The following is a 16,052-nucleotide window of genomic DNA, read 5'->3' on the forward strand; positions in this document are numbered from 1 at the left end:
ACGCTCGTCATGACCACCAACACGGAACCGGCCATCGTCCCCAGCTTCGACACGAGCGCGAGCGAGGGTCGCAAGCTCGCCATCATCTGCTCCAAGGGGAACCTGGACATGGCCTACCCGGCCCTGATCCTGGCGAACGCGGCCCTCGGCGAGGGCGTGGAGACCCACCTGTTCTTCACCTTCTGGGGCTTCGACATGATCAACAAGAAGACGATGGGCGATCTGAAGTTCACGATGCTCGGCAACACCGCCACGCACATGCCCCAGGGCCTGGGCGGGCTGCCGGGCATGACTGCCATGGCGACCTCGCGGCTGAAGAAGTCCATCGCCGACCTCGACGTCCCGGAGGTGCCCGAGTTCCTCGACCAGATCGTGGCCTCGGGCGGGCACCTGTGGGCCTGCCGGCTCTCGGCCGACATGAACCACCTGGAGGCGGCCGACCTCTACGACGACGTCGAGGGGATCATCAGCGCGAGCGACTTCATCGAGAAGACCGACGGCGCCCAGCTGATGTTCATCTAGGTCCTCGACCTCCGCGCACCCGCGCCCGGCCCCCGGCACAGCACACCGCCGGGGACCGGGCGCGCACCGCGTGCCGGGTCACACCCCGGGCGGGGCTGCACGGAAGCAGGTTCGTCATCAACTCGCCAGATAGATACCCCCCGGGGTATAGTGACGGCGACGAATGGAGCACACCTTGACCAACGCATCCGCCCCCGAATCCACCCTCCTCGATCGGCTCCGCCGCCTGTTCGGCGGCACGCCGAGCGACGGCCGTCTCGGCTCGTCGGTCAACGCCGCACGCGCGCTCGAGCTGGTGAAGGACGGCGCGAGCCTGCTGGACGTGCGCGAGTCGAGCGAGTGGAAGTCGGGTCACGCCCCGCGCGCCCTGCACATCCCGCTGGGCCAGATCGACCAGGCCGCCCGCCGGCTGAAGAAGGACCGCCCGGTCGTCGTGGTGTGCGCGAGCGGGATGCGGTCGCGCACCGCGGCCAAGCACCTGCGGGGTCTCGGTTTCGAGGCCGCGAGCCTGTCGGGCGGCATGCCCGCGTGGCAGCGCGCCGGCGGGGAGGTCAAGCGATGACCACGCCGACCGAGACCACGATCATCACCGAGACCGACCCCTCGATCGAGGAGGGCCGACGCCGGATCGTCATCGTCGGAGGCGTCGCCGGGGGCATGAGCGCCGCGGCGCGGGCCCGCCGGCTCGACGAGCACGCCGAGATCATCGTGCTCGAGCAGGGCGACTACGTGTCCTTCGCGAACTGCGGCCTGCCGTACCACCTATCCGGGGAGATCACCCGGCGCGATGCGCTGCTGCTGCACACCCCCGCCTCCCTGGCCGCCTCCTTGAACCTGGACGTCCGCACCGGAAACCGGGTCGTCGAGATCGCGCGCGGGGCGCAGGAGGTCGTCGTCCAGACGGCCGAGCGCACCTACCGCCTCGCCTACGACGCACTGCTGCTCGCGCCCGGCGCGGTCCCGGTGCGGCCGCCGATCACCGGCCTGGACCACCCCTCGGTGCACTCGCTGCGCACGGTTCCCGACGTCGATGCCCTGCGAGGAACCGTCGACGGCCTGCTCGCGGATCGTCCCGCCGGGCCCCCGCCCCGCGCGCGGTCGTCGTCGGCGCCGGCTTCATCGGGCTCGAGGCCGTCGAGGCGCTGGCCTCGCGCGGGCTCCAGGTCCACCTGGTGGAGCTCGCCGATCACGTCCTGCCTCCCCTCGATGCGGAGCTGGCCCCGCTGCTCGCGGCCGAGCTCGCCCACCACGGGGTAGACCTGCGCCTGGGCGTCTCGGCCCAGTCCGTGTCCCCCGTCGAGCCTGCGGCCACCGAGTCGAGCGAGACCGGCCCGACCGGCGTCGTCACGGTCACCCTGTCCGACGGCGTGTCCCTCACCGCCGACCTCGTCATCGTCAACGTCGGGGTCCGCCCGGCGAGCACCCTCGCCCGGGAGGCCGGTCTCGACCTCGGGGCCACGGGCGCGATCGTCGTCGACGGCGACCAGCGCACCTCCGACTGGCGCATCTGGGCCGTCGGCGACGCGGTCGAGGTCACCCACGCAATCACGGGCACGACGGGACCGGTGCCGTTGGCCGGTCCGGCCAACCGCCAGGGCCGACGCGCCGCCGACTCCATCTGCGGGCACGCCACCACTCCTCAGGCCGCCGTACTGGGCACCGCGATCGTGCGGGTGTTCGACCTCACCGCGGCGACCACCGGCGCCAACCAGGTCACGCTGCACCGCGCGGGCATCGCCCACGAGGTCGTGCACCTGCACGCGGGTCATCACGCGGGGTACTTCCCCGGCGCCGAGACCGTGCACCTGGTCGCGAGCTTCGCGCCCGACGGCACGCTGCTCGGTGCCCAGGCGGTCGGCCGGGCGGGGGTGGACAAGCGCATCGACGTGCTCGCGACCGCGATCCGGGCGGGGATGACCGCCGATGACCTCGCCGAGCTCGAGCTCGCCTACGCCCCGCCGTACGGTTCCGCGAAGGACGTGGTGAACATGCTCGGGTTCGTGGCCCAGAACGTCCTGGACGGGACGATGCCGCAGTGGCAGGCCTGGGACCTGGACAAGGTCATGGCGAACTCGCTGGTGCTCGACGTGCGTTCGCGCGCCGAGTACGCCGAGGGGCACCTCGACGGCGCCCTCAACATCCCCCACCTCGAGCTGCGCGAGCGGCTCGAGGAGGTCCGGGCCGCAGCCGACGGTCGAGAGATCAGCGTGCACTGCGCGAGCGGCGTGCGGTCCTACCTCGCGACTCGCATCCTGATCGGCGAGGGCTTCGACGCCCGCAACCTCTCCGGCGGGTGGTTCACCCTTCAGGCGGTCCTCGCCGCATCGCGATCCCTCGTGGCCGTCGTGTGAGTAACTCCTACATTTGATCGGTTCCATTAACGGAGTTATCGTAGGCGCATGATCACCTCGGCCGACCTCCTGCGCGACCGGCACCTTCGGGTGACGGCCGCGCGGGTGGCCGTGCTCGAGGTGCTTGCCGAACGGAGCCACCTCACCACCGACCAGGTGGCCACCGGGGTACGCGCCCGGATCGGCTCCGTCTCGACGCAGGCGAGCTATCACGTGCTCGACACCCTCGCCGCCGCCGGTCTGGTGCGCCGCATCGAGGTGGCCGGCAGCGCGGCGCGGTACGAGCGTCGCGTCGGAGACAACCACCATCACCTCGTGTGCCGCTCGTGCGGCGAGGTGTCCGACGTCGATTGCGCGACCGCGTCGGGCCCGTGCCTCACCACCACCGCGCCCGCGGGTTACGAGATCGACGAGGCCGAGGTCGTCTTCTGGGGCACCTGCCCCCGCTGCCAGACGCCGTCGGCCCCCACCCCTATCACCACCAGGAGCTAGACATGACCCAGCAGACGATCGACATCGGGATCCCCGCCGCCAAGCTCACGGACATCGTGGCGGGCCTGTCGAAGGTGCTCGCCGACTCGTACACGCTGTACCTGAAGACCCACAACTACCACTGGAACGTCGTCGGCCCGATGTTCCTGTCGCTGCACGCGATGTTCGAGGTCGAGTACACCGAGCTGGCCCTGGCGGTCGACGAAATTGCCGAGCGCATCCGCGCGCTGGGCGCCCCGGCCCCGGCGAGCTATCACCAGTTCGCCGCACTGACCGTCGTGCCCGAGGACACCGACCTCCCCGACGCGCAGGAGATGGTGCGCCGCCTGGTGTCGGCGCACGAAGCCACGGCGCGGACCATCCGTACGCTGATGCCGCTCGCCGAGGGGGCACCGGACCAGGTCACCGTCGACCTGCTCGTCCGACGCCTCGACGTCCACGAGAAGACCGCCTGGATGCTCCGCAGCATCCTCGCCTGAGCGCTACATCCTCGTCTGAGCGCTACGCAGCGCAGGTGCTCGCGTTCGTCAGTCGCTGACGCAGCCCGAACCCCGCGACGCCGACCGCCAGGATCGCGGTCGGCACGTCGTGGGGGGTCGAGGTCAGGACGGCGGCGGCGATGACCACGCTCAGCGCCGCGACCGACGCGCAGGGCGTGCAGCCAAGGTCGAGCCGGCGACCGGCTCCCGGGAGCGGCAGGTAGGTCGCGAGCGTCGTCGCCGACGTCGCGGCGATCAGCGCGACGAGCGCGGTCCACCCGCCCGGGATCGCCGTCGCCCGCCCGCCCGAGACCGCCACAAGCACGACCATCAGCGCCGGGGTCAGCGCGACGACGGCCGCGATCCGGCGCACCGGCCACAGCGCGCGCGCTCGGGCGAACCGCCGGCCCGACGAGGCTGGGCCGCTGCCGAGGTCGTCCTCGGGGCGCGCGGCACCCGCTGCTGCGAGCGCGTCCAGGACGGGAAGGTCCGGCCGGACCACCACGACACCATCGAGCTCTCGATCGGTCCGAGGCACCACATCACATCCTTCGTCGTCGTGCGGACCTTCGTTGTCGTCGTTCGACTGGTCGCGGATCAACTGGTCGAGCGCATCCATCCCCCCGGCGAGGTAGCCGGCCCAGTCCGGCCCGGATCGACCGGCTGTGCCGGACTCACCGCGCCAGCGCGCGCCGACGCCGAGGAGGGCGGCGCGGACGTCGTCCGCCGCGACGTCCCCCGGGATCGACACCACGGCCTGGCGGGCCTCGAACAGAGCAGCAACCGCCCCTTCGTGGTATTTGGCTGCCGGGACGGACTCCCCCGCGCGGGACAGCGAGCACAACGAACGCCCGGCGGTGACGACCCCCCAACGCTCGAGCGCGGCGCCCTCGCGTGCCCGGCACGACTCGATCGCCACGGTACGCACGGTCAACACCGGCTCGATTGCCACCCGCTCGGTCCTAGTCAGTGCGGTACACCTCGACGACAGCATCGAGCGCCGTGGCCGACCCGACAGGGCGTTCGCGCCGTTCGGCCCGACGGACCTCGAGCCCGCCGAGCCCGGCGAGGTCGGCTACGACGTCCGCCGCGGTGAAGAGGATGGCGGGGTCGGTCGGGCCGCCTACGCCCTCGGCGGGGTTGGTGGAGTCGTGCCCGACGACGAGCAGGAGGCCGCCGACCGCCACCGCGGCAGCGGCAACCCGCACGAGCTCGCGCCGCTGGGCCGCCGGGAGGTGGACGTACATCACGACCACGGCGCCGCTGGAGCGCGGCTCCGGGACGTGGTGCAGCAGGTCCGCGCGCACCCACGTCACGCGCCCGACCGTCTCGGGGGCGTGCGCCGCCTGGACCGCCTGACCCTTGCGGATCGCTTCGCGGGAGAAGTCGACCGCCGTGACGTCCCAGCCCCGGCGGGCGAGCCACAGGGTGTTGCGCCCCTCCCCCGCCCCGAGGTCGAGCGCTACCCCGGGTGGCCGATCCGCCAGGGCCTCGACCAACCATCGGTTGGGCTCTGGGGTCCAGATGAGTTCATCCGTCGCGTAGCGCACGTCCCAGGCGGCTGCATCCATGGTCGTGACCTTTCAGGCGAGAGAGAGGAAGAGCTTCTCGAGCTTCTGCACGTGCAACGTCTCACTCCCGTCAGCCTCGATCAAGCACTGCCGCATGCCCGTGGCGATGATGGCGAATCCCGCGCGGTCGAGCGCGCGGCTGACGGCGGACAGCTGGGTGACGATGTCCTCGCAGTCGCGGCCGGCCTCGAGCATGCGCAGGACGCCCGCCAGCTGGCCCTGCGCGCGCTTGAGCCGGTTGATGACCTTGCCCATCTCGTCCGGGTCCAGCTCCATCGGCGCGCCCTGGTCCTCGCCCGCGATCCAGGACACCCCGGGCGACAGCTCATCCCCTCCGGTCGCCATGACGACGTCTCAGGACACGGACTGGCGGGCGGCGTCCTGCGCGGCGATCTGGGCGCGGACGTCGTCCATGTCCAGGCCCTTGACCCCGCTGATGACCTGCTCGAGCGCGACAGCGGGCAGCGCACCGGGCTGGGAGAACACGAGCACGTTCTCGCGGAACACCATCAGTGTCGGGATCGACGTGATGCCGGCCTGGCCGGCCAGGACCTGCTCGGCCTCGGTGTCGACCTTGCCGAACACGATGTCCGCGTGCTCCTCGGACGCCTTGTCGAAGATGGGCGCGAACTGGCGGCACGGGCCGCACCACGCGGCCCAGAAGTCGACCAGGACGATGTCGTTGCCCCGGATCGCCTGCTCGAACGTGGCGCCGGTCAGATTGACGGTGGACATGGTGTCTCCTCACGCTGGGCGGATACCTGATGTGTATACCCTAGGGGGTATAACAACGAATCGCGAGATCTATTCCGACCGGAGTCCCCCGCAGCCTCGACCACCCGACCCGGGAGTGATGCGCGTCACTGTCTGCGCCGGTATCCCTGACGGGGTCTTGACCGTCGATGAAGCGTGAGCGATCCACCCCGGCCCACCTCGGAGGAACATCATGAACAAGAACCTCGGCTCGACCGACCGCAAGCTGCGTGCCTTCGTGGTCGCGCCGGTGCTCGTCGTCCTCGGCCTGCTCGTCGGCCCGCTCGGCTGGCTCGCCGTCGTCGCCTACGCCCTGGCGGCCGTGATGCTCGCGACCTCGCTGGCCAGCACCTGCCCGATCTACTCGATGTTCGGGCTGCACACCTGCCCCCTGCCGACGACGGCATCCCACCCGGAGCGTTCCTCCGCTCGGTAGCCTCCGGGTGTGGTCACCGCCGACATCGCCGCTCTGCTCTCCGATGAGGTCCCCGGCCTGCTCCGGTACGCCCGCACGATCGTGCGCACCGCCCCGCTGGCCGAGGACCTCGTCCAGGAGACCCTGCTCCGCGGCCTGCAACGAGCCGGCTCGTTCCGCGGCGAGGCGTCCTTGACCACGTGGTTGCACCGGATCCTGCACAACCTGGCGGTGGACCAGTTCCGTCAGGACCGCGAAGACGCGACCGGCGACGTCGAGCGTGCGGTGGAGGAGAAGTGGCACGCCAACGACTACACCGTGGACGCCGCGGTCGTGATCGAGCGGTCCGAGACCCGCGCAGAACTGCAGGACGCCCTGGTCCGACTGCCGGTCATCTACCGCACGGCCGTCGTGCTGCACGACGCCGAGGGCATGACGGTGGCCGAGATCGCCGACATCCAGGGCATCGGGCTGCCGGCCGCCAAGCAACGCCTGCGGCGCGGCCGGATGATGCTCGTCAGCGCCCTGGCCCAGGGCAGCGAGCGCCGCAGCGCGCTCCAGGGCGTGCCGCTGCCGTGCTGGGATGCGCGGAGCAAGGTCTCGAACTACCTCGACGACGAGCTCGGCGTTCCGGACCGGGCGCTCGTCGAGCGACACCTCCAGGTGTGCCCGACCTGCCCGCCCCTCTACGCGAGCCTCGTCGGCACCCGGGACGCCCTGGGCGCCCTTCGCGACGCCGACACCGTGATCCCCCCGCCGCTGGCCGACCGGATCGCCGGGCTACTTCTCACCGATCAGTGACCGCGCCCGAGGCGAGCGCCGGCGTCGGCGACCCCACCAACCAACGCAAGTGCTCGGTCTCGCCGAGCAGCTCGAGGCGTCGCCACAGGACGCTCGAGGGCACCGCCTGGCTCGCGTGCGCGGCGATCGCCGCGCGCTGCCGGGTGCGGTCGATCCGGCGCACGACGTCGATCTCCTGCGGCCAACGACCCGTGAACGACGCACCGAACTCGACGTTGAGCTGGTCGGCGACGTCATGGGGCAGCACCCACGCGAGGACCGGGACCCCGAGGTGAGCGGCGGCCTCGACGGCCGCGCGCGAAGCGGCCGCGTGATCAGGATGACCCGTGACGCCATCGACGTCGAACACGAGCATCGCCTCGGCCGCACCCGCACGGGCCGCCGCCAGGACGTCGTCGACCAGGAGCCGGACGGGCACGTCAGCCAATCCGCCGTCCGGATAGTCGCGCAGCACGGTCCCGGCGCCCCCGAGGGCAGCTGCCGCTTCCTGCAGCTCCGCCTGCCGGAGCGCCGACAGGTCCCCGGCCACGCCGTGCAGGGTGGACGCCTCCCCGCGAGTCAGGCACAGCACCTCGACCGACGTGCCGCGCGCCAACAGGTCGCTGAGCACCGCGCCCAGGCCGAACGACTCGTCGTCGGGGTGGGCGACCACCACGAGGATCGACGTCCACGCGGGGACAGACGAGGGCGTTGCGGGTTCCACCGAGCCAGGCATGGCCGACCTTTCGACGAGGGGTCTTCGTCTAGTGGTGACCCCGGCGCACCATCGTGATCATGCGCAGGTTGATCAGCGCGAACCGCACGAGCTGCACCGGCAGCGACTTCCGGCGCCGCACGGTGCGCGCGGTGGGCAGAGGTGCCAGGGCGATCCGATCGTCGACGTTGTCCATCGTCGTCTTCCCTTCGGTCAGGCATTCACGAGTGGGCTGGAGGTCGGGCTGGAGCGGCGGACCGGATCGGTCCTCACTCCGGGATGAAGCGCCAGCCGGGTCGAGCCTTGGCCTTGTAGATGAACAGGTAGTGCAGCATGTGCTTGATCCAGTGCCCTGCGAGCCCGATCTCCCCATACGTGTCCGTCCCGCTCCGCCCGCTCCCGGGGAACCGGGCGTGATCGGGGACCACCGGGTACATCGTCATTGCGGCCGCGCTTCCCGAGCGCAGGCCCGCACCGGCGGACGCGACGCACGCGGCACCCATCGAGCTCATCGAGGCCGTGTGGGTCGGCGCCGACGCGCCGTGGTTGATCATGTCCGCGATCGACATCGCGACCTCGCGGCCCATGACGCCGGACGGCATCCCGGTCCGGGGCGGGGCGGGCGCGATCACGGTCCCGCGGGGGCTGGTCCGGGGGCGGGAGATGGCGTGCGGCGGGGCGAACGCGATCCCGATACCGAACAGGTTCGCGTAGCGGGGGCTCTGGTAGGTGCTCGGCCAGTCGGCCGCGCGCCAGTCCTCGTACGGCTTCGGGGCATAGTCGGCGTCGACCCGGAGGAAACCGTTGGGCGCGAAGAGATCGCTCGTGATCTCCTCGCCTGCGCGGTCGAACGCCTGCAGGTCCGCGCCGCGGAACGGTGGCAGCAGCATCGCGAAGTCGAACTCGAGGGTCTCCTGCGCCCCGTCCAACGTCTCGTAGGAGAGCTTGCCCTCCTCGACCCGCTCGACGTGCGCCCCGACGATCGCCTTGACGGACCGCTCGCGGAACAACGACTCGGTCCACAGCTGGCTCGAGGTCACGAAGCCGTTCTGGGTGAACGTCATGCCCCCGACCCCGAAGTCCCCGAGCTCGTGCTCGTTGGTCAGGTACACCACCTCGGCCAAGTCCCGCAGCCCCGCCTCGCGCAGCTCGTGCTCCACGTTGAACGCGTACTCGAACGCCGCCCCCTCGCACGTGCACATCCCGTGCCCGACGCCGACGACCAGGCGCTGGCGCTGACCGGCCCGCAGCTTGTCCTTGACCGCCTCGAAGGCGCGCGCGGCCTCGACCGCGTGCTCCGGTGTGCACACCGACCACGAGTGGCCGTCCGGGCCGAGGCCCGGGGTGGCCGCGAAGTTGAGCTTCGGCCCCGTCGCGTTGATCAGGTAGTCGTAGGTCAGCTTCTCGGTCTGACCGTCCCGGGTGCTGTCGGTGTACACGATGTCGACGGCGCCCCGGTCGCTCGCGCCGTCGCCCTCCGGCCGGATCGCCACGGCCTTGGCCTGCCGGAAGTCGATCCGCTGCCGGCGGTAGATCGGGGCCAGCGGGAACACGACCTTGCGCACGGGCATCCGCCCGACCCCGACCCAGATGTTCGACGGGATCCAGTTCCAGTCCGCCTTCGGCGAGACCACCACGACCTCGTGCTCCCGGCCCAGCAGACGCCGCAGATGCAACGCCGCCGTATGCCCCGAAACTCCCGCACCAAGAATCACCACACGCGCCATGACCACTCTCCTGACCACTGGGGTTCAAGCCGCTAGCTCGACGTCGAGCTACGTCGGAAGCATACCCCCAGGGGTATCAAGAAGGAGGGTGAAACGGGAGCTAGATCCGGACGAGCACCAAGGCGAGCACGAGCAGCCCGCCGACCACAGGAACGAGTGCGGTGACCAGGAGGAGCGCGGCGCCGGCCGGCCGATCTGGGTCGTCGGCCCGCGCCGCATCGCGGTACCGGGCCGACGACGAGACCGCGACGTAGATCGCGAGCGCAAGCCCACCAGCGGCCGCCACGGCCGCGACGACGCCGAGCTCGGGGACGAGCAGCCGCGCGGCCACCACCGGACCGACCATGAGCGCGAGCGCGGTCCGGCGCCAGGCGAGCGCGGTCCGCTCGGGCTGCAGGCCCGGGTCGGGTCGCGGGCCGCGCGCGGAGCTCACGGGAGCAGCAGCCCGATCAGCAGCAGAACCCCCGCCAGCAGGGTGCCGGCTCCGATCGGGCCGGCGAGCGCCGGTGCAGGCAGTGGCCGCCCCATGCGGATGGCCCGCTCGACCCGCACCCAGCCGAGCCAGGCCTGGATCGGTGCGGCCGTGCCGAGCACGACGAAGACCAGCGCCGCGGCGGTCCGCAGGCGCGGCTCGATCGGCAGCTCGAGCGCCTCGAGGGCGATCCCCGCGGCCAGGAACGCCAGCGACGTGCGGATCCAGGCGAGGAACGTGCGCTCGTTCGCCAGGGAGAAGCGGACGTCGGGCTCGGCACCGGTGCCATAGACGCTGCGCGGGAAGCGCCGGTCGTCCTCCGCCATTGCGCACCCCGTCCGTTCGCCTCGATCCCCGATCCGGGACGGCGTCAGGCTAGCGGCAGGTGCAGCGCTCGGCTGGCTGGACGTTCGCCATCACGGAGTCGACGTGCATGCCGCAGCCGGACCAGGTGATCTTGCCGCAACGGGCGCAACGGGCAGGACTGCACATGAGTGACTCCTCGGGTAGGTCGACGTGGAATTGCAACTATACCCCAGGGGGTATCTCGATGTCACGCGGCGCACGCCCCTATACCCGGGTCCGTATCATCGACGTGTGCCCATCCGTTCGGCCCATCTCGCGCGCGCGTTCTTCGTCGCTGCCGCCATCGCCGCCCCATGGACGGTCTACCTGGCCGTCACCCTCCCCCGGCACTACACCGCCCACCACTACTGGCTCGGGTGGTTCGGGTTCGACGTCGCGCTGCTCATCGTCCTGGCCGTCACGGGCCGCGCGCTGCTGCGCGACGACGGCTCGGCGAGCCGGTTCGCGGCCGTGGCCGCCGCGATGCTCGTCGTGGACGCCTGGTTCGACGTGCTCAACTCCGCGACCCGCACCGAGCAGCTCATCGCACTCGCCATGGCGCTGGTCGTCGAGCTGCCCCTGGCGTACGTCTGCTGGCGGATCGCCCGCCGCCCGGTCGACAGCGGCCGAGTCTCCCTGTCTGCAGAAAGACGATCCTCATGACCGAGAGCGCCGACGCCCTGATCGCCACCGTCGCCGCCGCCGTCATTGGGGACGACGCTGTCCTGTCCGGCCCGTTCGGGCCGCGCCGAATCACGTACGCGGACTACACGGCGTCGGGCCGGTCGCTGACGTTCATCGAGGACTTCATCCGCACCGAGGTGCTGCCGCGGTACGCGAACACCCACACGGAGTCGAGCGCCACCGGTCTGGCCACGAGCGTGCTCCGGCAGGACGCGCGGGCGATCGTCCGCAAGGCGGCCGGGGCCGGCGAGGACACCGCGGTGATCTTCTGCGGCGCGGGCTGCACCGCGGCCATCGACAAGCTCGTCGGCATCTTGCAGCTCCGCCTGCCGCCCGGCCTCGAGGAGGCATTCGACCTCGGCGCCCACATCCCTCCCGAGCAACGCCCCGTCGTCTTCATCGGGCCCTACGAGCACCACTCGAACGAGCTGGCCTGGCGCGAGACCATCGCCGACGTGGTCGCGATCGGCGCCGACGCCGTCGGCCACGTCGACCTGGTCCAGCTCGAGGCCGAGCTCACCCGGGCCGCCGACCGACCGCTGCTGATCGGGGCGTTCTCCGCCGCGAGCAACGTGACCGGCATCCTCACCGACACCGCGGCCGTCGCGACGCTGCTGCACCGCCACGGCGCGCTGGCGTTCTTCGACTTCGCGGCGGCGGCGCCGTACGTCGACATCGAGATGGACGGGCCGCCCGGGCCGGACGGGACCCCGCCCGACCCGGCGACCGCCAAGGACGCCGTGTTCCTCAGCCCGCACAAGTTCATCGGCGGGCCCGGTACTCCCGGCGTCCTCCTGCTGCGCCGCACCCTTGCCCGCAACCGCGTCCCCGTCGTGCCGGGCGGCGGCACGGTCGCCTTCGTCACGCCCCACTCGCACGCCTACCTGGACGACGTCGAGCTCCGCGAGGAGGGCGGCACCCCCGCGATCGTCGAGTCGATCCGCGCGGGCCTGGTGCTGCAGCTCAAGGAGGCCGTCGGCACGACGGCGATCCGGCGGCGCGAGCGGGTGCTGCTCGATCGCGCGCTGACGCGGTGGCGGGCCAACCCCGCGATCGAGATCCTCGGCGACACCGGGGCCGACCGGCTCGCGATCGTGAGCTTCACGGTGCGGGCGCCGTCCGGCCTGCTGCTGCACCACAACTTCCTCGTCGCGGTGCTCAACGACCTGTTCGGGATCCAGGCTCGCGGCGGCTGCGCGTGCGCGGGGCCGTACGGACATCGGCTGCTCGGCATCGACGACCGGCACTCGGACGCGTTCCAGGCGGCGATCGGCGCGGGCTGCAGCGGGCTCAAGCCCGGCTGGGCGCGCCTGAACCTCAACTACTTCCTCACCGACGACGTCGCCGACTTCCTGATCGAGGCGGTGGACCTGGTCGGGTCGCACGCGTGGCGACTGCTCGACGAGTACCGGTTCGAGCCCACGACCGGGCTGTGGCAGCACAGCTCCGGTCCGATCGACCCGCCGCTGCGCCTGACCGACGTCGCGTACGCCGCCGACGGCTCGATGACCTACCCGCACGACGAGCGCCGGGCGCCGGTCAGCGATCTGCCCGGCTACCTGGCCCAGGCCCGCCGCATCCTGACCGATGCGCGGCCCTCGACTCCTGCGCCGACGTCGGACCGGCCGACCGATCCCCCAGCGTGCTGCCCCGCGCTGACCGACCCGGGGCTGAACTGGTTCGAGCTGCCCGCCCGGTAGGGGCCGACGAGAATCAGGGCAGACCCCGGGCCGGACCGCGCCCTCAGATGAAGAACGCCCCGTTCGACTCGTTGGCCTCGCCCAGGAAGGTCGCAACCCCACCCAGCTCGACGCCGTCGATGAGGTCCGCCGGGGCGATGCCGAGCAGGTCCATCGTCATGGTGCAGCCGACCAGTCGGACGCCGGCGCCCTGGGCCGAGGCGATGAGCTCGGGCAGCGTGGGCACCTTGTTGTCCTTCATGACCTTCTTCATGAGCAAGGTCCCGCCACCCAGCATGTTCAGCGTGGAGAGCTTGAGCTTCGACGCGCCCGAGGGCAGGACAGCACCGAACATCCGGTCGAGCGCGGACCGCTCGCGCACCGGCGGGTTGTCGCGCCGCAGGGCGTTCAAGCCCCAGAAGGTGAAGAACATTGACACCTCGTCACCCATCGCCACGGCCCCGTTGGCCAGGATGAACGCCGCCAGGACCTTGTCGAGCTCGCCCGAGAACACCACGAAGGACTTCTTGTCCTTGATGCGCGCGGCGGGTCCGGTGAACGCGGCCGCTCCCCCGGGACCGGCCGCGGCGGCCGGGCGGCCCTTGCGGATCCGCGCTGCGTAGCCCGGACCCTCCGGGGTCAGCGCGAGGATCTCGTGGCCGTTCTTGGCCGCCCACGCGGGGGCGTCGAGCCGGAACCCGGCGTCGGACACGTGCGCGAGGATCTCGTCGCCCGGGGCGAGCGTCCCGATGCGTTCCTGCAGCTTCATGATCGGCCCGGGGCAGGCGAGCCCCGTGCAGTCGAGGTCGATGAACACGCCCGTGGCCACCGGGGCAGGCGCGTCACGCAGGTGCTCCGCGTACGACGTCACCGGCAGCGGCGCATCGATCTCGCTCGGGGCGACGTCGTGGAACGCCCGGAACGTGCGCATGCCGCCCGAGAGGGTCTTGACGTCGAGGAACCCGCGCTGGACCAGCGACCGGTAGGCGAGGTAGCTGCGGAAGCCCACCGAGCAGTACAGCCGGATCGGGGTCGCGCGGTCCCAGTCCACCTGGGCTGCGCGCAGGTCCTTCAGCGGTACGTTCTCGGCACCCGGCAGGTGCCACACGTCGAACTCGTCCGGACCGCGCACGTCGATGATCCGGGCGCCCTCGGTCGCCTCGGGATAGTCGCTCGCGCGCCACAGCGCCAGGTCGCCGCGCAGCACGTTGGACGCGACGAACCCGACCATGTTGACCGGGTCCTTGGCCGCGCCGAACGGCGGGGCGTAGGACAGCTCGAGGGTCTCCAGGTCGTACACCGTCATCCCGGCCCGCAGCGCGGTGGCGAGCACGTCCAGTCGCTTGTCGACGCCGTCGAACCCCGCAACCTGCGCACCCAGGATGCGACCCGAGTCGGGGGCGTAGAGCACCTTGACCGTCATCATCGCCGTGCCGGGGTAGTACCCGGCATGCCCGTTGGGATGGGTCGACACGGCCGAGAACGGCAGATCGGCCGCGATCAGCTGCTTCTCGGTGGCGCCGGTCCCGCCCGCGACCATGTCGAAGACCTTCACGACCGAGGTGCCCTGGGTGGACTCGTACACCGTGCCCCGGCCGCAGATGTTCTCCGCCGCGACCCGCCCCTGCCGGTTCGCCGGTCCGGCGAGCGGGATCAGCCACGTACCGGGGAGCACGGTGTGCTCGACCTCGACCGCGTCGCCCGCGGCGAAGATGAACGGGTCGGACGTCCGCATGTGCTTGTCCACGAGGATGCCCCCACGCGGACCCAGGTCCAGGCCGGCGGCCACGGCGAGCTCGGTGCTCGGCCGGACGCCCGCAGCGAGGATCACCAGATCGGTGTCGATGAACGTGTTGTTCTTCAGCTCGACCTTGACCTGCCCCGCCTTGCCCGGGGCGAACGCCGCGGCCGCGGTCAACAGGTGCAGCACGATGCCGTGCGCCCGCAGGTAGTTCTCGAGCGGGGTCGTCATCTCGCGGTCCAGCGGCGGCACGATCTGGTCGGCCATCTCCACGATCTCGACCGCGACGCCGCGGTCGTGCAGGTTCTCGGCCATCTCCAGGCCGATGTAGCCCGCGCCGATGACGACGGCGTGCTTGATGCCGCCCTGGCGATCCTTGCCGCCCGCGCCGTCGACCATCGCGCCCAGGGCGCCGTCGACCATCGCGCCCGGGGCGCCGTCGATCATGGCCTTGATCGCGTCCATGTCACCGATCCGGCGGAGCACCTGGATCTGGGGAAGGTCGATGCCCGGCAGGTTCGGCCGTACTGGGTTGGCCCCTGGGGCGAGCGCGAGCACGTCGTACGTCTCGTCGTACTCGACGCCGGAGTCGACGTCGCGCGCCCGGACGGTCTTCGCCACGCGGTCGATCGAGAGCACCTCGACGCCGATCCGCACGTCCAGGTCGAGCGACTCGCTCAGGCTCTGCGGCGTCTGCAGCATGAGCCGGCTGCGCTCCGTGATCACCTCGCCGATGTGGTAGGGCAGCCCGCAGTTCGCGAACGACACATGGTGCCCACGCTCGAACACGACGATCTCGGCGAACTCGTCCAGCCGGCGGGCCCGGGCCGCGATGGACATTCCGGCCGCTACTCCGCCGACGACGACGATCTTCATGGTGATGCGTTTCCTCACGTAGGGGCCGTTTCCACGACCGTACGAGGGGCAACACCTCCACCAGGGGGACCAACGTCGCATACCCTAGGGGGTATCAATGTGCGATTGATCACATCAGTCCCGGAGACCGGGACCTCGGCTCAGGCGAGCGAGAGGAACAGCTTCTCGAGCTTCAGGACGTCGAGCGTGTCCTTGCCATCGGTCTGGACGAGGCACTGCCGCATGCCGGTCGCGATGATCGCGAACCCGGCCCGATCCAGGGCCTTGCTGACGGCGGAGAGCTGCATGACGATGTCCTCGCAGTCCCGGCCTTCCTCCAGCATCTTCAGCACCCCGGCCAGCTGGCCCTGGGCGCGCTTGAGACGGTTGATGACCTTGACCATCTCGTTCGGGTCGAGCTCCATGACTGGTTCCTCCGCCTCGGTGTCCTCCGAGGATACCCCGGCGGGT

The 16,052-nt window shown here is 71.2% G+C and carries 21 protein-coding genes and 1 pseudogene; 11 read left to right on the plus strand and 11 right to left on the minus strand.

The features are described 5' to 3' along the window. Positions 1-9: 9 nt before the first annotated feature. The 7 genes and pseudogenes from VTA80_RS01915 (at position 10) to VTA80_RS01945 (ending at position 3,844) form a co-directional block, all read left to right on the plus strand. Positions 10-522, plus strand: a complete 513-nt coding sequence (locus VTA80_RS01915; RefSeq protein WP_407343739.1) for a DsrE/DsrF/DrsH-like family protein — start codon at positions 10-12, stop codon at positions 520-522. A 175-nt stretch (positions 523-697) separates the two neighbouring features. Next, positions 698-1,084, plus strand: a complete 387-nt coding sequence (locus VTA80_RS01920; RefSeq protein WP_407343740.1) for a rhodanese-like domain-containing protein — start codon at positions 698-700, stop codon at positions 1,082-1,084. A gap of 95 nt (positions 1,085-1,179) precedes the next feature. Then, the gene (locus VTA80_RS01925) at positions 1,180-1,779 is read left to right on the plus strand and encodes an FAD/NAD(P)-binding oxidoreductase (RefSeq protein ID WP_407345643.1); all 600 of its coding nucleotides are present in this window, start codon (positions 1,180-1,182) and stop codon (positions 1,777-1,779) included. After that, positions 1,662-2,429, plus strand: a pseudogene (locus VTA80_RS01930) (FAD/NAD(P)-binding oxidoreductase); the annotation flags it as partial. The gene VTA80_RS01925 and the pseudogene VTA80_RS01930, both read left to right, overlap by 118 nt. Positions 2,430-2,585: 156 nt before the next feature. Next, on the plus strand, positions 2,586-2,873 hold the full coding sequence (locus VTA80_RS01935; RefSeq protein WP_407345644.1) for a rhodanese-like domain-containing protein: 288 nt from the start codon (positions 2,586-2,588) through the stop codon (positions 2,871-2,873). 48 nt (positions 2,874-2,921) lie between these two features. After that, positions 2,922-3,365: a Fur family transcriptional regulator gene (locus VTA80_RS01940; protein WP_407343741.1), complete on the plus strand. Its 444-nt coding sequence runs from the start codon at positions 2,922-2,924 to the stop codon at positions 3,363-3,365. A gap of 2 nt (positions 3,366-3,367) precedes the next feature. Continuing rightward, positions 3,368-3,844 (plus strand): Dps family protein, encoded by a 477-nt coding sequence (locus VTA80_RS01945; RefSeq protein WP_407343742.1) that lies wholly within the window; start codon positions 3,368-3,370, stop codon positions 3,842-3,844. A gap of 22 nt (positions 3,845-3,866) precedes the next feature. On the opposite strand, the gene VTA80_RS01950 is transcribed toward VTA80_RS01945, so the two are convergent. The 4 genes from VTA80_RS01950 to trxA all read right to left on the minus strand — a co-directional run bounded on the left by VTA80_RS01950 (position 3,867) and on the right by trxA (position 6,150). After that, complete coding sequence (locus VTA80_RS01950) at positions 3,867-4,796, minus strand: hypothetical protein (protein ID WP_407343743.1); 930 nt, start codon at positions 4,794-4,796, stop codon at positions 3,867-3,869. Positions 4,797-4,806: 10 nt separating this feature from the next. After that, a complete protein-coding gene (locus VTA80_RS01955) occupies positions 4,807-5,415 on the minus strand; it encodes a class I SAM-dependent methyltransferase (protein WP_407343744.1) in 609 nt (202 codons plus the stop codon). Positions 5,416-5,427: 12 nt separating this feature from the next. Beyond that, the gene (locus tag VTA80_RS01960; protein WP_407345645.1) at positions 5,428-5,691 is read right to left on the minus strand and encodes a metal-sensitive transcriptional regulator; all 264 of its coding nucleotides are present in this window, start codon (positions 5,689-5,691) and stop codon (positions 5,428-5,430) included. A 78-nt stretch (positions 5,692-5,769) separates the two neighbouring features. Continuing rightward, positions 5,770-6,150 (minus strand): thioredoxin, encoded by a 381-nt coding sequence (trxA, locus tag VTA80_RS01965; RefSeq protein ID WP_407343745.1) that lies wholly within the window; start codon positions 6,148-6,150, stop codon positions 5,770-5,772. Positions 6,151-6,361: 211 nt separating this feature from the next. On the opposite strand from trxA, the gene VTA80_RS01970 reads away from it, so the two are divergent. Together VTA80_RS01970 and VTA80_RS01975 are read left to right on the plus strand one after the other, a co-directional pair. Further along, positions 6,362-6,604: a DUF2892 domain-containing protein gene (locus VTA80_RS01970; RefSeq protein WP_407343746.1), complete on the plus strand. Its 243-nt coding sequence runs from the start codon at positions 6,362-6,364 to the stop codon at positions 6,602-6,604. A 9-nt stretch (positions 6,605-6,613) separates the two neighbouring features. After that, entirely contained in the window at positions 6,614-7,384 is a 771-nt protein-coding gene (locus VTA80_RS01975; RefSeq protein WP_407343747.1) for a sigma-70 family RNA polymerase sigma factor, read from the plus strand. Here the strand turns inward: VTA80_RS01975 and VTA80_RS01980 are convergent. The 5 genes from VTA80_RS01980 to VTA80_RS02000 form a co-directional block, all read right to left on the minus strand. After that, on the minus strand, positions 7,371-8,099 hold the full coding sequence (locus VTA80_RS01980; RefSeq protein WP_407343748.1) for a PIG-L family deacetylase: 729 nt from the start codon (positions 8,097-8,099) through the stop codon (positions 7,371-7,373). The two genes, VTA80_RS01975 and VTA80_RS01980, sit on opposite strands and share 14 nt — an antisense overlap. A gap of 28 nt (positions 8,100-8,127) precedes the next feature. Then, positions 8,128-8,274: a hypothetical protein gene (locus tag VTA80_RS01985; protein WP_407343749.1), complete on the minus strand. Its 147-nt coding sequence runs from the start codon at positions 8,272-8,274 to the stop codon at positions 8,128-8,130. A 73-nt stretch (positions 8,275-8,347) separates the two neighbouring features. Next, complete coding sequence (locus VTA80_RS01990; protein WP_407343750.1) at positions 8,348-9,805, minus strand: NAD(P)/FAD-dependent oxidoreductase; 1,458 nt, start codon at positions 9,803-9,805, stop codon at positions 8,348-8,350. A gap of 100 nt (positions 9,806-9,905) precedes the next feature. Continuing rightward, positions 9,906-10,238: a DUF202 domain-containing protein gene (locus tag VTA80_RS01995; RefSeq protein WP_407343751.1), complete on the minus strand. Its 333-nt coding sequence runs from the start codon at positions 10,236-10,238 to the stop codon at positions 9,906-9,908. Then, complete coding sequence (locus VTA80_RS02000; protein WP_407343752.1) at positions 10,235-10,603, minus strand: YidH family protein; 369 nt, start codon at positions 10,601-10,603, stop codon at positions 10,235-10,237. The genes VTA80_RS01995 and VTA80_RS02000 overlap by 4 nt, the downstream gene beginning before the upstream one ends. 271 nt (positions 10,604-10,874) lie before the next feature. Here VTA80_RS02000 and VTA80_RS02005 point away from each other — a divergent pair, with 271 nt between their 5' ends. Next, entirely contained in the window at positions 10,875-11,285 is a 411-nt protein-coding gene (locus VTA80_RS02005) for a hypothetical protein (protein ID WP_407343753.1), read from the plus strand. Next, a complete protein-coding gene (locus VTA80_RS02010) occupies positions 11,282-13,006 on the plus strand; it encodes an aminotransferase class V-fold PLP-dependent enzyme (RefSeq protein ID WP_407343754.1) in 1,725 nt (574 codons plus the stop codon). Before VTA80_RS02005 ends, VTA80_RS02010 begins: the two co-directional genes overlap by 4 nt. A gap of 43 nt (positions 13,007-13,049) precedes the next feature. On the opposite strand, the gene VTA80_RS02015 is transcribed toward VTA80_RS02010, so the two are convergent. Both VTA80_RS02015 and VTA80_RS02020 read right to left on the minus strand, forming a co-directional pair. Next, the gene (locus VTA80_RS02015; protein WP_407343755.1) at positions 13,050-15,602 is read right to left on the minus strand and encodes an FAD-dependent oxidoreductase; all 2,553 of its coding nucleotides are present in this window, start codon (positions 15,600-15,602) and stop codon (positions 13,050-13,052) included. Between the two features lie 140 nt (positions 15,603-15,742). Further along, entirely contained in the window at positions 15,743-16,006 is a 264-nt protein-coding gene (locus VTA80_RS02020) for a metal-sensitive transcriptional regulator (RefSeq protein WP_407343756.1), read from the minus strand. Positions 16,007-16,052 lie beyond the last annotated feature (46 nt).

Origin of the sequence: Pengzhenrongella phosphoraccumulans (assembly GCF_045689905.1) — a bacterium.
In the GTDB taxonomy this organism is placed as follows: Bacteria; Actinomycetota; Actinomycetes; order Actinomycetales; family Cellulomonadaceae; genus Pengzhenrongella; species Pengzhenrongella phosphoraccumulans.

Excerpts from the sequence above, each read along its gene's own strand:
- VTA80_RS01960 (WP_407345645.1), bottom strand. The coding sequence starts at position 5,691 with ATGGAGCTGGACCCGGACGAGATGGGCAAGGTCATCAACCGGCTCAAG.
- VTA80_RS01990 (WP_407343750.1), bottom strand. The coding sequence starts at position 9,805 with ATGGCGCGTGTGGTGATTCTTGGTGCGGGAGTTTCGGGGCATACGGCG.
- VTA80_RS01945 (WP_407343742.1), top strand. The coding sequence starts at position 3,368 with ATGACCCAGCAGACGATCGACATCGGGATCCCCGCCGCCAAGCTCACG.
- VTA80_RS01980 (WP_407343748.1), bottom strand. The coding sequence starts at position 8,099 with ATGCCTGGCTCGGTGGAACCCGCAACGCCCTCGTCTGTCCCCGCGTGG.
- VTA80_RS02010 (WP_407343754.1), top strand. The coding sequence starts at position 11,282 with ATGACCGAGAGCGCCGACGCCCTGATCGCCACCGTCGCCGCCGCCGTC.
- VTA80_RS01925 (WP_407345643.1), top strand. The coding sequence starts at position 1,180 with ATGAGCGCCGCGGCGCGGGCCCGCCGGCTCGACGAGCACGCCGAGATC.
- VTA80_RS02020 (WP_407343756.1), bottom strand. The coding sequence starts at position 16,006 with ATGGAGCTCGACCCGAACGAGATGGTCAAGGTCATCAACCGTCTCAAG.
- VTA80_RS01955 (WP_407343744.1), bottom strand. The coding sequence starts at position 5,415 with ATGGATGCAGCCGCCTGGGACGTGCGCTACGCGACGGATGAACTCATC.
- VTA80_RS01970 (WP_407343746.1), top strand. The coding sequence starts at position 6,362 with ATGAACAAGAACCTCGGCTCGACCGACCGCAAGCTGCGTGCCTTCGTG.
- trxA (WP_407343745.1), bottom strand. The coding sequence starts at position 6,150 with ATGTCCACCGTCAATCTGACCGGCGCCACGTTCGAGCAGGCGATCCGG.
- VTA80_RS02000 (WP_407343752.1), bottom strand. The coding sequence starts at position 10,603 with ATGGCGGAGGACGACCGGCGCTTCCCGCGCAGCGTCTATGGCACCGGT.
- VTA80_RS01985 (WP_407343749.1), bottom strand. The coding sequence starts at position 8,274 with ATGGACAACGTCGACGATCGGATCGCCCTGGCACCTCTGCCCACCGCG.
- VTA80_RS01940 (WP_407343741.1), top strand. The coding sequence starts at position 2,922 with ATGATCACCTCGGCCGACCTCCTGCGCGACCGGCACCTTCGGGTGACG.
- VTA80_RS01915 (WP_407343739.1), top strand. The coding sequence starts at position 10 with ATGACCACCAACACGGAACCGGCCATCGTCCCCAGCTTCGACACGAGC.
- VTA80_RS02015 (WP_407343755.1), bottom strand. The coding sequence starts at position 15,602 with ATGAAGATCGTCGTCGTCGGCGGAGTAGCGGCCGGAATGTCCATCGCG.
- VTA80_RS01935 (WP_407345644.1), top strand. The coding sequence starts at position 2,586 with ATGGCGAACTCGCTGGTGCTCGACGTGCGTTCGCGCGCCGAGTACGCC.